Source organism: Dietzia sp. IBK-p2-16D (assembly GCF_057773085.1).
In genome coordinates this window covers 682,684-697,142 of the sequence record NZ_JBYMTL010000002.1, presented here as the reverse complement: position 1 = coordinate 697,142, position 14,459 = coordinate 682,684, and the positions used below count along the sequence as shown (strand labels likewise).

The following is a 14,459-nucleotide window of genomic DNA, read 5'->3' as shown; positions in this document are numbered from 1 at the left end:
AGGGCTCGGTCCGAGCGGACTCGGTGGCCGGGGAATCGGACGCTGTGGACTCGGGCGGGAGGGAATCGGGCACGGGGGCATTGTGACAGCGCTCGCGGCGCGGCACACCTGGTACACACCCGACGGGCCGATCCCCCACCCCGGTCCGGGGCGGGTCGTCACACATCGGTGAGCCTGTCGACGCCGGGCGGCAGCCACGTGCACGACCCGGGCGAGCAAGGGTTCACCACGGTTTTCCACCCACCGGGGCCGTCGCCCACGAAGCCGTGGTGGACGGGACAGCCGAGTGCCCCGTTGGCGACGGTCGTGGGCCCACCTCTGGACCATTCCCGCACGTGGTGGAACTGGCTTCGTCTGGCAGGGGCGGTGCACCCGGGGAAGGTGCAGCCTCCGTGGGCGGCGTAGAGGACCAGTCTCTGGATCGCCGAGGCCAGACGTCGTTCGGGGTGGGCGTCCACGTCGATCCGGTGCAGCTCTTCTCGGCCGTCGCGCAGGAGGGAGACGAACCACGGCAGCGTTCCGGCCATGGAGACGGCCTGCCGGACGCTGAGCTGGGTGCCGGCGTCGGTCTGCACGAGCGCCGTGGGGTCCTCGAGCTGCTCGGGGGTCACCCGCACGACGATGGTCGCGATGCCCTTGGGTCGGGCGGGGTCGACGGTCGAGCCGAGCGCCCACTGGTGCACCAGGGCGTCGTGGGCCCGCTGCTCGGGGGTGCGCTCGTCGGATCCCGGTTCGCACTCCACGGCACCGCCGGGGCCGCCGAAGTCGCACAGCGCCCTCTCGGCCAGTGCACGACCGCGTGGCGTGAGCGTCATGGTCAGGGTGCTGGTGCCGTCGGACCGGACCGCGCCGAGCCGCGCGGATCGCTGCCGCTCCTGGTGCTCCTCGCGGTCCCTGCCGCGGTCGGGACACAGGGCCGCCACGCGGCGTGCGGCCTCGGTCCGCAGGTCGGCGGGCGCGGCCGAGCGGGCGAACTCCGTGAGCTCCTCGGCGAACCGGGCCTTGGCGTCACCGCCCATCGTCCCGGGCAGACCGGAGACGGCTCTCGCGATGATCCGTTCGTGCTCACCCGTGATCTCCCCGCTCGCGGCCGCCCGTCCGGCCGGGGTGGCCTGGCGCCCGCCGGCCTCGATCCGCCCGTGCACCGTGCCCTTCGCCAGTCCCAACTTCTCGGCGAGGAGCGCGGCGACGCCTCCGGCGGTGCGTCCCTTCTGGCGGTGCAGCGCGGCCAACTCCGCGGTGGCCCGGGATCCGCTGGAATCCAACCGACGGGCCACCACCTCCACGCGGCCCACCGCGTTGGCGAGTGCCTCGGCATCGTGCTCGGACCAGTCGACCGCGCAGAGTGTCTCCACGGACGCCTCGAGGAACGCGAGGACGTCGGTCAGCGGAGCCGGCTCGTCATGCCCGGCGCGCCGCACCTCCGCGTCCCATACTCCCTGTTCCATGACCCAAAGCATAGAACACACGTACGACACCGGAGCGCCTGCGAGCACGAACGTGCAGGTCAGCCGAGGGTTACCCGCGAGAGGTCATGAGTCGGAACTTCAGCTCGTCGAGCATCGTGCCGACCTCCATGCTCACCAGCGCGCGGTCCAGGGCGACGAGGCGAGGGATGACGGCATCGGCCGCGTCCAGCCGGTTGCGGTCGAGGTGCTGGGACGCCTGCGAGTGCAGCAGCTCGAACTCGGCGAAGTCCCGCACCCGGTCCGTCGCCAACTCACCCATCCACCGGCACTCACGGCCCCGATCATCCGCCGCATCGATCACGCACCGAACGGAATCGAGCGTGCCGCGCGCCCCCGCGCTGGCCTCCGTGCCGACCGCCCCCGTCCCACGCGCGTCCACGGAACCACCCATCCGGTCGAGTTCCGAGGCGAGCCGGTCTACCAGCGACGCGATCGCCGCCAGGTCCTCGAGCAGTCCGTTCACGACGTCCCGCGCGGCCGCGACGTGGGCCCCGCTCCGCGCCGCCTCGCCGCGGGTCGCGGCGCGAGCGACCTCGCCGCCCAGCCGGAACAGCTCAGCTGCCGATGAATCGACGGCGGCCTCGACCGCGCGGGCATCCTCGAGGAGGCGGCGGGCGCGTTCACCGAGGTCTGATCGGTCTGGGGTGATCACGTCGAGCCCCTCTCCTCGGTGTCTGTGCGGTGCCGACCAACCGTGCGGGCGTCGCGGTGCATCCCTGGACATCACACCTAGTCGACGACGACGAGGACCAGACCGAAGTCCCCGGCGTCGTCAGTCCACACGGTCGGGCCGACGTACCCGTGCCCCGCGAGCTCGGCCACCAGTGCGTCCGGCTCGAACTTCCGCGCGATCTCGGTGCGGATGCCCTCCCCTGCGGACAGGGTTCGCGAGCGCCCCAGCGTCGGGAAGTGGATTCGCACGTCGCGGATCGCCCGCAACCACATCTCGATCCTGCTCTCGCCGGCGTTCCACACGGCCTCGTGGCGGAAGTCCACGCGGTCGAGACCGGCGCACTCGACGGTCCGGGCGATCACGTCGAGCATGTTGAGGTTGAACTCCGCGGTGACGCCGTCGGCGTCGTCGTAGGCCGCGACCAACCGCTCGGGACTCTTCACCAGGTCGAAGCCGAGCGCCACGCGGTCGCCCGGGTCCGTGAGTCCGCGCAGCATCGCGAGGAAGTCCGTGCGTTGGGCGTCGGTGAAGTTGCCGATCGTGCCGCCGAGGAACAACACGAGGCGACCTCCGGGCTCGCCCGGTAGTGGCCCCTCGAGGGCGGTGAGGTCGCCGACGACCGGGACGACCCGCAGCCCGGGGTACTCGGCCGTGAGCGCGCGAGCGGAGCCGAAGAGCATCTCGGTACTGATGTCGACCGGCACGAACAGCGGCCCCGCGGCGGCGGTGTGTGTGTCGGCGCCGGCGTGTGGATCGGCGGCGGGGCTCGCGGCCTCGGCGGGCGAGCCACCGGCAGAGCCACGGCCGGCGAAGACGTCGAGCAGGACCCGCGTCTTCTCGCAGGTCCCGGCGCCGAGCTCGACCATCGTGTCGGCATCGCCGACGATGTCCGCGGCCCGCGCCCGGAGGATCTCCGCCTCCGCGCGGGTGGGGTAGTACTCCGCCAATCGGGTGATCTGGTCGAAGAGGAGACTGCCCCTCTCGTCGTAGAACCAGCGGGGCGGCACCGTCGGCGGGTCGCCGAAAAAGCCGTCGCGCAGGTCGGATTCGAGGGCGGCGGTGTCGGGATCGGCGGTGATCGTCGTCGTCGTCGCTGTCGTCGTCTCTGTCGTCGTCGCCGTCGTGGCCCCGCCCGTCGCCCCTGGCGACCCGTCCGCGCCGCGGAGCGTGGCCACCTCCCGCGCACCGGTCACCGCGCGAGCCTCACGCCGGCGGCCGCCCACCTCGACCTGGCCGGATAGAAGTTCCGGTACGTGCGGCGGGTGTGCCCGGCCGGCGTGAACGCGCTGCCGCCGCGGAGGATGTGCTGGTCGGACATGAACTTGCCGTTGTACTCGCCGGCCGCGCCCTCCTCCGTGACGAACCCCGGGTAGGGCAGGTACGCGCTGGAGGTCCATTCCCACACGCCACCGATCGCCTGCTCCGCGGCGGGCAACGGGTGGCACCGGTCGGGGTCGAGCTCGTCGCGGATCTCCCAACCGCTGCTCGCGACCTCCCACTCGAACTCGGTGGGCAGCCTCGCTCCGGCCCAGCGGGCGTAGGCGTCGGCCTCGTAGAAGGAGACGTGGATGACGGGCTCGGCGTCGACGATCGGGCGTCGGCCGCTCAGGGTGAAGGTGGTCCACTCGCCATCGGCGGCGGTCGTGGGATCGGTGATGCCGCCGGCCGGGCCGTCGTCCTCCCGGCGCCAGTACCCGGGCGCGTCCCAGCCCTCCGCCTGCACCGTCGCCCAGCCGTCGGACAACCACAGCTCCGGCCGCGCGTAGCCACCGTCGGCCATGAACTGCTTCCACTCGCCGACGGTGACCTGGCGGGTGGCGACCTCACAGCCGGGGATCCACACGCGGTGGCGGGGGCGTTCGTTGTCGTAGGAGAAGCCGACCGCAGGGCCGGAACCGTCGTCGGCGGCGCCACCCCCACCGCGGACCCGGGCGCCGATCTCCGCGACCCCTTCGTCAACGGCGAGCCACCCCGTCTCCCCCGGCACCGCACCCGCCGGGTCCGCGGCCCTGTGGACGTAGACCGGATCGGTGGGGTTGTGGGAGAAGAGGTGCTTGATGTCCATGAGCAGCAACTCCTGGTGCTGCTGCTCGTGATGACAACCGAGCTCGAGCAGCTCGAGGCCGCGCTCGTCGACCCGGCCGGATCCGAGGGCGGCGACGACGGCCTCGTCGACGCGCGCGCGGAAGTCCCCGATCTCCGCGACCGACGGGCGCGTGATGAGTCCACGCTCCGGCCGCGGCTGCCTCGGGCCGACCGCCTCGTAGTAGGAATTGAACAGGAAGCGGAACACCGGCTCGGGTGAGGTGTACCCCGGCACCCTGCCCAGCACGAACTCCTCGAAGAACCACGTCGTGTGCGCCCGGTGCCAGGCGGCGGGGCTGGCGGCGGTCATCGACTGGGGGATCTGGTCCTCGGGACTGAGCCGGGACGCGAGCAAGTCGGTCAGCCCCCGCACCCGCTGGAACTTCTCGGCCACACCCTCGGTGCGCGTGGCGGTGGCGACGGATCCGACGGTCATGGCTTCCCCCGTGGGTGGTGGTCGACGGCAGTCGTTCGGCGCCAGCGGGACCTCAGCCCCCGACGCTGACCGCCACACTAACCACGGGGTGGCCGCTGTCCCACCGCTCGCGGCGACTGTCCGAAGCGCAACACCGGGAACAGCGGTGACGGCTACCGGAACGGAAGCGGCCCGGCCTTCCCGGCGCGCTCGGCGGCGACGTTGCGACGCTCGTGCTCGAGCAACCGCAGCCGGTACTCGGGGCAGTTCCCCATTCCGCCATCGGCGCGGATCACCCGGTGGACGGGGATGACGAACGGCACCGGCACCAGCGTGCACAGACGGCCGACACGACGGGCGTTGCGGGGCCGTCCCGCGTCGATGCTGACCTGCCCGTAACTGGAGGTCTCGCCGTAGGGGATGCGCTGGATCTCGCGGTAGACCTCACGCGAGAACTCGTCGTGGACCCCGGCCGCGGACCAGTCCAGCGGGACGTCGAACTCGCGGCGCCTCCCGGCCAGGTAACCCTCCACCTGTTCCGCCAGGTGGGCGAGGTGCTCCGCCGCTGCGCCGGGCTCGGGATCGTGGCCCTCGTCGTCGTCGTCGTGATGTTTCACGTTGAACCAGGTCGGGGCGGCTTCGTCGTGGTCGAGCTGGTCGGCGTCCACCTGCTCCGCATCCACCTGGACCAGGCGGGCGATGCCGTCGGGCGTGGCCTCGACGATCATCAGCCCGGCCGCCGTGTCGAGCAGGCGGGCCACGCCGCCGGGCGTCCGGGGCGCGGGCGCGGGCGCGCTCACACGAGCCCCACTCACACCACGCTCGGGCGGTCCGGGTTGGTGACGTCGGCGTCGGCGGTGTCGAGCCGCTCGAACAGGGCGTCGGCGCCGTCGCGGCCGATGGCCGACATCTCCGCGGTGGTGATCGGCACGGCCTGCAGCCGCGTGAGCAGGGGGCCGGTGCCGTCGGGCCCGCCGGTCTCGTCGACCACCTGCAGGTCGGGCCACAGGAACGGCGGCGTGAGGACCAGGTGCTCGCACGTGCGGCCGGGATCGACCAGGCCCACCGCGTTGGGGATCACCGCGCCGGGCGCCACGTGGATGGAACCGGTGGCCACGGCGAGCGCGCACGCGTCCAGGACGTCGGCCATGGCGCGGTGCCCGGTGCGGCCGACGGTGACGAACTCGGAGCGGATCTGCCGCCCCTCGGGCGTGGTGACGTTGGTGGGGAGCTCGCGGGCGCCCACGGTGGCGTAGGTGGAGAAGCCGGGCGCGGGAACGTCGTCGACGACGACGATGTCGCAATGCCACTCCGTGGTCTGACCCTCCTCATCCGGCTCGGTCTCGTGCGGATAGCGCAGGACGCGGACCGATTCCTTGTGGCCGAGGATGCCCTCGAGGCCGGAGAGATCGGCCGTGTCCGGGCCGGGGAGGTTGTTCTCGTTACTCATGCAAGGGCTCGCAGTCGCGGTTCGAGGTCGGATGTGAACAGGTCGAGGAAGCGTTTCTGGTCGTGGCCGGGGGCGTGGAAGACCAGGTGGTTCAGGCCGGCATCGACGTATTTCTTGACCTGCTCGACGGCCTCGTCGGGGTCCGAGGCGACGATCCAGCGCTTGGCCACCTGCTCGATCGGCAGCTCGTCGGCCAGGCGCTCCATCTCCCGCGGCGAATCCACCGAGTGTTTCTGTTCCGGAGTCAACGACAGCGGCGCCCAGAAGCGGCAGTTCTCCAACGCCTTCTCCGGGTCGGGGTCGTAGGAGATCTTGATCTCGATCATCCGATCGATCTGCGCCGAGTCCCGCTCGTTGATCCCCGCGCCCTCCTCGACGGCGGGCAGCAGCTTGTCGGTGTACAGCTCCATCCCCTTGCCGGAGGTGCAGATGAACCCGTCGCCCACCCGGCCGGCGTACTTGGCCACCACCGGACCACCCGCCGCCACGTACACCGGCACGCCACCCTCGGGCACGTCATAGAGGAACGCGTCCTTGGTCGAGTAGTAGTCGCCCTCGAAGTTGGTGGTCTCACCGGTCCACAGTTCGCGCATGAGCCGGACCGACTCACGCAAGCGCGCGAAACGCTCCTTGAACTCCGGCCACTGGCCCTGGTGGCCGGTGGCGATCTCATTGAGCGCCTCACCCGTGCCCACACCCAGGAACACCCGTCCCGGGTACAGGCACGCCATCGTCGCGAACGCCTGGGCGAGCACGGCCGGGTTGTAGCGAAACGTCGGCGTCAGGACCGAGGTGCCCAACTGCAGCCGCTCGGTGCGCTCGCCCACCGCCGTCATCCACGCCAACGAGAACGGTGCGTGGCCGCCGTCGTGGCGCCAGGGCTGGAAATGATCCGACACCGTCGCCGAATCCATCCCCGCCCGCTCCGCCATCACGGCGAACTCCACCAGATCACGCGGACCGAACTGCTCGGCCGACGCCTTGTAACCGAGCTTCAGGGACGGGGTGTCGGGCATCGGCTTCTCCTGCAGGTAGGCATGTGACCAGATTCACCTCTGGCGCGCGCGGGGCACGGGGCCGAGTATGCCAGCGAGCCAGGTTGGGGGTGCACGGGTTGACAGCCGCTCCCCCTTGCACCGCCCTGACCTCCTCGAATGTCGGAGCCCACTCCAAATCCAAGTCAACACTAATATTCACGACACCTAACGAGTGCGTACCGAGCGACCGATCGGTGCATTGCGCTGGGAGAATAAACCCACATTCATGGTTGCGGCATCAGTAACTTTTTCGTAATGTGAGCAGCGGGTCACCGCAGTGGCCCGGTGTCGATCAAGTCCGCTCCCTGTACGAGGCCGACACATCTCACCCCCGGGATCATCGCGTGGTCCCCCTCGGAAAGGCAGGGCGCATATGGACGCCACCACTCCCCTCACTCCCGAAGCCCAGCGGAAGCAGGACCGGGCCCGCAAGCGCAAGGCGATCCTCGCCGGCGGCGTGGTCCTCGGCCTCGGCACCGCGGTGACCCTGGCCGCGTGGTCGGATGATGTGTTTGCGAACGGCGTCTTCAACACCGGAGGAAACTTCGCCCTCCAGGGAGCCGTCGACCCCCTCAACACGGAAATGAAATCCAAGGACTGGAGGCCTTACGGCACCGCAGCCGGTGCTGCCGTGCTCACTTTCGCAGCCAGCATGGCCCCGGGTGAAACTGTCTACGCCCCGTTCTCAATTCAAACGACGGAAAAGACCGACCTCCCAGGCACCCTCACGCAGCTTTCCGCCTACACAGATGGAGGCGTCCTTTCCCCGTTCCTGAGCTACTCGATCGGGCAGGATGCCACCACGTGCGTGGCAGACGGCACGGGCAATGGGATTGCCTGGGCGTCTCAAAGCAGCCTCACCGCCGTCAAGGCTCCCGGCACGCTAACCGGCACCGCCCCGGCCGTGGCCCCCGCCTCCGCTGATGAGGTCCCATTGTGCATTGCCGTGACTCTGGCGGATACACAGGACTCCAGGAACGCCATCAATGCCGCGTCGGGTGATGTCGCAACGACCATCACCTGGGATTTCCTCGGAACCCAGACAACTACCCCCTGATCATCGCCGACGTCGCTTATCGGGAAGCTGACGCATGGCCGTGATCTACCCAGCGGGCGGGACCGCTCAACGGTCCCGCCCGCCCCTACACTCCGGGAAATAGATGATGACCGACTCACCCGCCACCTCCGTCCGTTCGGATCGTAACCGCAAACGCAAGGCGATTCTTGCTGGCGGCATTGTCCTCGGACTCGGCGCAACTATGACCCTTGCGGCATGGACGGATGATGTTTGGGTTAGCGGCAGCTTCAAAGCTGGCACCTTTAACGTCCAGGGCGCCGTCGATTCCACGGGGTCCGCTTGGCTGGACTACAACTCCTCGACAGGCGGCGGGCTGGTTTTCAAAGTCGCTCCCTCCGCGATGTCCCCGGGCCAGTCGGTGTACGCACCCCTCAACCTCCGTATTGGCCCTAACCCCAGCGAGTACAATGCCAAGATTACTGTCGGTGAGGCGCCATCTCCGCCCGCTAGCGGCGCAAACCTTGAGTTCTTTAACAAGCTACGGATCAGCCTGTACAACGTTCCCCCAGCCAGCTGCAACCATGATGGGACAGACGGGAAATTGCCGTCCGCAACCCCGCCTCTGCCCGATTTCGGGTACGAGAACCTTACGAAGAAGTCGCCTGCAAACAGTACTCTCCTCACCCTCGTAGGCAACACGCAAGCACCTCAAGGCGTGTGCTTCAGGATCACACTTGATCCTTCAGCAACCAGCGCGGTCCAAGGTGGCCAAACAGGCCAACTGGCCTGGCGATTCAATGCCGTGTCTACTCCCGTCTGACGGTTATCGACTGTTGCGAAATAAGGATGCGATCAAGTGAGCTCGACCGACTCGTCGCCTTACTCTCTAGCTCCCGGAAAGTCAGTGAAGCGATGAGACATCGAAAGGTTCAAGCCGCCATCCCCCGCTCTTCCGGGAGTTCGTTTCCGAGCATAAGGGTCTTTTGGGCCGCACTGGAAAGCGGGGTTCTCACCTTTCTCGCCGGCGCCGGTGTCGTCTGCATAATTGCGACGATCGCCGCATTCGCCCTCAACGTCAGCTTGATCATGTTCAAGACCGGTTCGATGTCGCCGACCATTCCCACAGGCTCACTTGCCGTCGTCAGACAAATCCCAGCGTCCGACATCCGCGTGGGCGATGTGACGACAGTGTCTCGCGGCGAGGCTCAGCTCCCCGTGACGCACCGGGTCGTCTCCACCGCGCAGGTCGGAGGCGGCGTGTATTCGATTGAGATGAAGGGCGACGCCAACGATTCACCCGATTCGCAGCCGTACGAGGTGACCGAGGTCAAGAAGGTCCTGTGGCATCTCCCCAGCCTTGCTTACACCGTATCGGCTATAAGTCAACCGATTTATATGGGAGGAATCACCGTAGCGGCATCGCTATTGGTGGTGTGGGCGTTCTGGCCTCGGAAACAGATTGTCCAACCGCGACAGAGGGCTGCATCCTCATGACCTTCCCGGACAGTCTGAAAGGCTGGGCAGTGTCGCTGACCGCCCTAACCGTGGTAACGGCCGCCGCCGTTGGCGCAGGCCCCATCTCAGCAACCGAAGCGAACTGGACAGACGATGTTTACACACACTCCGCCTCTTTAACCGCCAGTGTCGATGTCGGCAAGGAGTACGCGAGGGGAATTTCTTCGTGGGGCACGATGGAGCGGAGGTACAGCACAAGCGCGATCGGCCCAGCCAACGCAACTCGATCAACAGCGCAGCCCGATCTACAATCGGTCCCTATTGATGAAACCTACCACCCACTTAGTCTTGTCTTGCCAGTCGGTGTCAAGTCGACGTCGTGCGCTCGGACCGGTTCCATCAACTGCCCTGCAGCAAGCGGTGATACCAATTCTTTCGATAGTTTTGCACACTCAAAACTTACTAAAATTGAGGTCGACACCAGCCTCTACGCCCTGAATTTGTTGCGGATCAATAACGCTAGCATCGAGACCACGGCGAGTTGCATTGCGGGCGTTTCTGGCGTGGCTGGATTGCGCTCATCCGGCACCATTCAATTGGGCCCCAACAGTGGCCCTAACCGCGTTTTAGCCGACGTGCCAAACACGCCCAATACGACCCTTCCACTTAAGAGGGTGTCTGGATACACCTACGATGTCCGAATTCACAATCGGCAGATCCAAAGATTGAACTACGCCGCTTCGGAAGTTAGCCTATCGGTCACAACCGATTTGAACCTCTCGAATGACGACCGCTGGCACCTAGAAATTGTCTTGTCCCGAGCGGAGTGCGGGATATCCGTCCCGACCCCCGCGGTAGGGAATAGCCCTTCTTCGGTAAGCCCGGTCAGACTCGTACCCCTGGTAGATCTTCCCGAAAGCGAAGTCATCACACTTCCCGTGAACGGGCAAAGCGCTCGAGGTGCCGTAACAATCCAGAGTCCCCCGGCCCAGTCGACGGAAAGGCTGGCCGAGGTCGAGGACACTTACGTACCGGACCGGGGCACTGGCGATCTCGACCCGCCAGTTCTAGCCAACTCCACCCCGCCGAACCCGTCCGGGGAGAACGGGTCGACCACCGCGGCAGCGAACACCGCTCCGGCAACCGCCAGCACCCGCCGCACCACACAACTCACCAGCGCAGTGCCCACTGTCACCACCACGCCCAAGACCACCACCCCGCCGGCCACGAAGACACTCACCACCACGTCGGCAGCCCCCGCGCTCGTCATTCCCGACGAACCCGGCACCCTTTCGCCCACAGCCCGACTCGAAGACGTCGGAACCGCGACCGTGGGCGGCGATGACCTCGCCGTCGTCGTCGCCGGCGACACCGTCCCCACCGACGCGCGGCAGGGGCTCGCGGCGCTCGAAATCTGGCTGGGCGGCGGCGACCCAGGCGACAACTGGAAGTCCTTCACCTCGGCCGATGCCGAGCAGGACGGCTGGCGCTGGGCGGCCGTCAACCAGAAGACCGGCACCTTGGTCTACATCCGCTGACGATCGGCCCACGCAGGCCCGGCAGTGATCTCGGCCACACTCGGACCGGCTGTAACGATGCTGCGAGCGCCGACCATAAACTAGGTGAACCGGCGATCATCGCGGGCCCGCCCGCACCAGAGTCCCTCCTCTGGACCGATCTCCCCAAGACGGCCCCTCGGAGGAGTCATGCGCATCCGGCACGCGGCGACCACGTTGGTCGCACTCGGTGCCGCATCCGCCTGCGCACTCGGCGCGACGGTGATCGTCCAGGACCGCGACGACCAGGCCCGCGAGTCCGAGCTCCGCAGCTCCACGTGGTCAGTCCAGGCGTCCACCGACTTCGGCACCACCTGGACCGCGCCCATCTCGTCCTACGGCGGCCACTTCCCCGTCCGCGTGGACACGGCCGGCCTGCGCAACCGTTCCGCATACCAGCCGCTGACCCTGCGGACCACCGTCGACTCCCGTACGGACGCCCACGTGGCCATCGGCGAGGGAGCCCTGATCGACGGAGATCCGGAGACCGCCTCCCACGTGCGGATCCGAGCCGTGTCCGCCCGCGGTGGAGCATGCGCCGCACCCGCGTTCGGACTCGGCTCTCCGAGCCTCCTCGCCGGTGGCGGGGGCCAGCCGGTGCCGCTCGACGCGCCGACGGTCGACGACCCCCTGGTCCTGCCAGCCGCCACCCGCACCACGCCCGGCGCCCCCGTCACGGTGTGCCTCGAACTGAGCATGGACGCGGCCTCCCCGGCCCCTGACTCGATGCTCACTCTGGCCTGGCCGGTCGACATCGCCCGCGGCGACGCCGCGTCCTGAGCGCGGCGCCCGCAGCCCGACCCATCCACTCAGCGACCAGCCGCAGCCCCGTCCCAGCCGCTCAGCGGCGCCCGGCAGCCTCCCGGTAGATCTGCGCATGGGCCGCCATGACCGCCTCCGGATCCGCCCCCGCCACCCGCGGCGGGACGGCCCGCGGGTTCTCCAACGCCGACCGCACCGCAACAGCGACGGCGGACGGGGCGCGGGGGTCGTAGACCTCGCCGGAGTGGTCGCCCGGGTCGCAGCGGTCGAACCACTGCTCCCGCAGGAATCCCACCGCCGGGAAGACCGGTGCCACGCCCAGGTCGCGGCACAACTCCAACCAGGTGGAATGCGTGGCGAACCGGTACGGCAAGACGCAGACATCCAGCGCGGCGAACTCGGGCAGCACCGGCGCCAGATCCAGCGACTCGTACCGGACCAAGCGCACGGACTCCCAGCCGCCCTCCGCCGCCAGCTCCGCCACCAGGTGATGCCCGCCGGCCTCACGATCCTCGCCGCAGGCGTCGCGCCAGGCCTGCGCCTCCACCACGATCCGCAGGTGCGCCCCCCGCCGCCCCTGCGCGACGGGCGCGAGCTGGTCCAGCAGTTCGGGCCCCTCGATGTTCTCGCCCATCCGCTCCAGCAACACCCCCACCACCACCGGATCGTCCCTGCCGCGCAGGTGCTTTCCGGCGCGGATGGCCGACGACACCTCGTCCTCGTCCAAGAGCCGCGGGTGCGGGACGACCACGGGCTCGACGCCCCACCGCACCCACAGCTCGTGCGCCGCCACCTCGGTCAGCGTGATCACCGCGGCGGCGGCCTCGACCAACGTGCCGGTGTGATCGCGGTGCGGCAGCTCGTCCTCGTGGGTCGGGTACACGATGTCGTGGACCGTGAGCACCAGGGGCACCTCGGCCCGCGCCAGGTGGTCCACCACCTCGTCCACGCTCTCGGGTTCGAGGTAGTCGTATCCGAAGTGCACGTGGGCCAGATCGACGGTGCGCAGCGGGTCGCCGTCGCGGTGGATCTCACCCGACGCCTCGTGCCCGGGATCGAGCTCGACGGGGGTCACCGCCTCGGGCGGTGTCTGCCCGTTCACCACTCCGGGCCGGGCGGGGACCAGCTCCACATGGTCCAGCCCGTCCAGGCCGGTGATCCGGCGAACCGCGGGATGGGCGGCGGGCAGGACCGCTACCCGGGTCCGGGAATGTTCACCCCGATCAGACATGCGATCAATCTAGACCGTCACCCCAGACCGCGACGCAGGTCCTCTATGAGGTCGCCCGCGTGTTCCAGCCCCACGGACAGGCGGATCACGTTGTCGCCGATGCCCACCGCGGCGCGGGCCTCGGGTTCCATGGACGCGTGGGTCGTCGTCGCGGGATGGGTCACCAGCGTCTTGGCATCGCCCAGATTGTTGGAGATGTCGATGACCTCCAGCGCGTTGAGCAGGGAGAAGCACTCCTTCTTGCCGCGGCCGCCCTTGTCGTCGTCGCCCCGGCCACCGTCACCACCGCCGTCGTACTTCAACCCGAACGTCACCACCGACCCGCCGCCCGACATCTGCGCCCGCGCCAGCTCGTACTGCGGGTGCGACTCGAGCATCGGGTACGTCACCCACTCCACGGCCGGATGCGACTCCAGGAACCGCGCCACCTCCAGCGCGTTGGCACTCATCCGCTCCACCCGCAGGCTCATGGTCTCCAGGCCCTTGAGCAGGACCCACGCGTTGAACGCGCTCATCCCGAACCCGGCGTGGCGCATGAGGTTCTGCACAGGGCCGGAGATGTACTCCTCGGTGCCCAACACGGCGCCGCCGAGGACGCGGCCCTGGCCGTCGATGTGCTTGGTGGTGGAGTAGACGACGATGTCCGCGCCCAGCTCGAGCGGCTTCTGGTGCAGGACGGTGGCGAAGACGTTGTCCACCACGACCTGCGCGCCGGCGGCGTGGGCGAGGTTGCACACCGCGCGGACGTCGACCAGCTCCTGCATGGGGTTGGAGGGGGTCTCGAAGAACACCGCGTCGGTGGGCTCGCTGAGCGCCTCGCGCCACTGGTCGAGGTCGGCGCCGTCGACGAACACCGTCTCCACGCCCCAGCGCGGCAGGATCTCCGCGCAGATGACGTAACAGGAGCCGAACAGCGCGCGCGAGGCCACCAGTCGGGAGCCGTTGCCGCACAGGGCGGCCAGTGCGACGAACACCGCGGACATGCCGGAGGAGGTGGCGAAGCACGCCTCGGCGCCCTCGATCTGCCGCAGGCGCTCCTGGAACATCGCGACCGTGGGGTTGCCGTAGCGGGAGTAGACGAATCGCTTGAGGTCGCCGTTGAACGAGGCCTCGGCCGCCTCGGCGGAGGAGTAGACGTAGCCGGAGTTGAGGAACATCGGCTCGGTGGTCTCCTCGAAGCCGGTGCGCATCTGCCCGGCCCGGACCCCCAGGGTGTCGGGGTGGAGACCGTCGGGGAGCTCGTTGTTTCTCATCGCTGCTTTCTTGTGTGTGGTGCGTGGGTGGGGCCGTTGGGCGGCGGGGCGGGGG

The 14,459-nt window shown here is 68.6% G+C and carries 14 protein-coding genes and 1 pseudogene; 5 read left to right on the top strand and 10 right to left on the bottom strand.

Annotated features, from left to right (window positions below; genetic code table 11):
- Positions 1 to 158 precede the first annotated feature (158 nt).
- The 7 genes from AC3DE3_RS07620 to fgd form a co-directional block, all read right to left on the bottom strand.
- On the bottom strand, positions 159 to 1,448 hold the full coding sequence (locus AC3DE3_RS07620; protein WP_488369561.1) for an HNH endonuclease signature motif containing protein: 1,290 nt from the start codon (positions 1,446 to 1,448) through the stop codon (positions 159 to 161).
- Between the two features lie 70 nt (positions 1,449 to 1,518).
- Entirely contained in the window at positions 1,519 to 2,121 is a 603-nt protein-coding gene (locus AC3DE3_RS07615; RefSeq protein WP_488369560.1) for a hypothetical protein, read from the bottom strand.
- Between the two features lie 77 nt (positions 2,122 to 2,198).
- Complete coding sequence (locus tag AC3DE3_RS07610) at positions 2,199 to 3,335, bottom strand: L-histidine N(alpha)-methyltransferase (RefSeq protein WP_488369559.1); 1,137 nt, start codon at positions 3,333 to 3,335, stop codon at positions 2,199 to 2,201.
- Positions 3,332 to 4,663: an ergothioneine biosynthesis protein EgtB gene (egtB, locus tag AC3DE3_RS07605; RefSeq protein ID WP_488369558.1), complete on the bottom strand. Its 1,332-nt coding sequence runs from the start codon at positions 4,661 to 4,663 to the stop codon at positions 3,332 to 3,334. The genes AC3DE3_RS07610 and egtB overlap by 4 nt, the downstream gene beginning before the upstream one ends.
- Positions 4,664 to 4,815: 152 nt before the next feature.
- On the bottom strand, positions 4,816 to 5,442 hold the full coding sequence (locus AC3DE3_RS07600; protein ID WP_488369557.1) for a methylated-DNA--[protein]-cysteine S-methyltransferase: 627 nt from the start codon (positions 5,440 to 5,442) through the stop codon (positions 4,816 to 4,818).
- 11 nt (positions 5,443 to 5,453) lie between these two features.
- Entirely contained in the window at positions 5,454 to 6,092 is a 639-nt protein-coding gene (locus AC3DE3_RS07595; RefSeq protein ID WP_067719340.1) for a suppressor of fused domain protein, read from the bottom strand.
- Positions 6,089 to 7,108: a glucose-6-phosphate dehydrogenase (coenzyme-F420) gene (gene fgd, locus AC3DE3_RS07590; protein WP_488369556.1), complete on the bottom strand. Its 1,020-nt coding sequence runs from the start codon at positions 7,106 to 7,108 to the stop codon at positions 6,089 to 6,091. The genes AC3DE3_RS07595 and fgd overlap by 4 nt, the downstream gene beginning before the upstream one ends.
- A gap of 394 nt (positions 7,109 to 7,502) precedes the next feature.
- Here fgd and AC3DE3_RS07585 point away from each other — a divergent pair, with 394 nt between their 5' ends.
- Together AC3DE3_RS07585 and AC3DE3_RS07580 are read left to right on the top strand one after the other, a co-directional pair.
- Positions 7,503 to 8,186 carry a SipW-dependent-type signal peptide-containing protein gene (locus AC3DE3_RS07585; protein ID WP_488369554.1) on the top strand — a complete coding sequence of 228 codons (684 nt, stop codon included), beginning with the start codon at positions 7,503 to 7,505 and terminating at the stop codon, positions 8,184 to 8,186.
- Between the two features lie 106 nt (positions 8,187 to 8,292).
- Positions 8,293 to 8,967 (top strand): SipW-dependent-type signal peptide-containing protein, encoded by a 675-nt coding sequence (locus tag AC3DE3_RS07580; protein WP_488369553.1) that lies wholly within the window; start codon positions 8,293 to 8,295, stop codon positions 8,965 to 8,967.
- Between the two features lie 109 nt (positions 8,968 to 9,076).
- Here the strand turns inward: AC3DE3_RS07580 and AC3DE3_RS07575 are convergent, their stop codons facing one another.
- Positions 9,077 to 9,265, bottom strand: coding sequence for a hypothetical protein (locus AC3DE3_RS07575; protein WP_488369642.1), 189 nt, complete (start codon positions 9,263 to 9,265; stop codon positions 9,077 to 9,079).
- Between AC3DE3_RS07575 and AC3DE3_RS07570 the strand changes: the two genes are divergently transcribed.
- From AC3DE3_RS07570 to AC3DE3_RS07560, 3 genes are all read left to right on the top strand, one after another.
- Positions 9,234 to 9,641, top strand: coding sequence for a signal peptidase I (locus AC3DE3_RS07570; RefSeq protein WP_488369638.1), 408 nt, complete (start codon positions 9,234 to 9,236; stop codon positions 9,639 to 9,641). The two genes, AC3DE3_RS07575 and AC3DE3_RS07570, sit on opposite strands and share 32 nt — an antisense overlap.
- A complete protein-coding gene (locus AC3DE3_RS07565; protein ID WP_488369552.1) occupies positions 9,638 to 11,140 on the top strand; it encodes a hypothetical protein in 1,503 nt (500 codons plus the stop codon). The genes AC3DE3_RS07570 and AC3DE3_RS07565 overlap by 4 nt, the downstream gene beginning before the upstream one ends.
- 168 nt (positions 11,141 to 11,308) lie before the next feature.
- The gene (locus tag AC3DE3_RS07560) at positions 11,309 to 11,938 is read left to right on the top strand and encodes a hypothetical protein (RefSeq protein ID WP_488369551.1); all 630 of its coding nucleotides are present in this window, start codon (positions 11,309 to 11,311) and stop codon (positions 11,936 to 11,938) included.
- A gap of 61 nt (positions 11,939 to 11,999) precedes the next feature.
- Here AC3DE3_RS07560 and AC3DE3_RS07555 read toward each other — a convergent pair whose 3' ends face one another.
- Entirely contained in the window at positions 12,000 to 13,151 is a 1,152-nt protein-coding gene (locus AC3DE3_RS07555) for a glycosyltransferase family protein (protein ID WP_488369550.1), read from the bottom strand.
- Positions 13,152 to 13,168: 17 nt separating this feature from the next.
- Positions 13,169 to 14,455, bottom strand: a pseudogene (locus AC3DE3_RS07550) (O-succinylhomoserine sulfhydrylase); the annotation flags it as partial.
- Between the last annotated feature and the right edge of the window lie 4 nt (positions 14,456 to 14,459).

Coding starts and splice junctions, on each gene's coding strand:
- AC3DE3_RS07620 (WP_488369561.1), bottom strand. CDS start 1,448: ATGGAACAGGGAGTATGGGACGCGGAGGTGCGGCGCGCCGGGCATGAC.
- egtB (WP_488369558.1), bottom strand. CDS start 4,663: ATGACCGTCGGATCCGTCGCCACCGCCACGCGCACCGAGGGTGTGGCC.
- AC3DE3_RS07595 (WP_067719340.1), bottom strand. CDS start 6,092: ATGAGTAACGAGAACAACCTCCCCGGCCCGGACACGGCCGATCTCTCC.
- fgd (WP_488369556.1), bottom strand. CDS start 7,108: ATGCCCGACACCCCGTCCCTGAAGCTCGGTTACAAGGCGTCGGCCGAG.
- AC3DE3_RS07585 (WP_488369554.1), top strand. CDS start 7,503: ATGGACGCCACCACTCCCCTCACTCCCGAAGCCCAGCGGAAGCAGGAC.
- AC3DE3_RS07580 (WP_488369553.1), top strand. CDS start 8,293: ATGACCGACTCACCCGCCACCTCCGTCCGTTCGGATCGTAACCGCAAA.
- AC3DE3_RS07570 (WP_488369638.1), top strand. CDS start 9,234: ATGTTCAAGACCGGTTCGATGTCGCCGACCATTCCCACAGGCTCACTT.
- AC3DE3_RS07575 (WP_488369642.1), bottom strand. CDS start 9,265: ATGGTCGGCGACATCGAACCGGTCTTGAACATGATCAAGCTGACGTTG.
- AC3DE3_RS07565 (WP_488369552.1), top strand. CDS start 9,638: ATGACCTTCCCGGACAGTCTGAAAGGCTGGGCAGTGTCGCTGACCGCC.
- AC3DE3_RS07560 (WP_488369551.1), top strand. CDS start 11,309: ATGCGCATCCGGCACGCGGCGACCACGTTGGTCGCACTCGGTGCCGCA.
- AC3DE3_RS07555 (WP_488369550.1), bottom strand. CDS start 13,151: ATGTCTGATCGGGGTGAACATTCCCGGACCCGGGTAGCGGTCCTGCCC.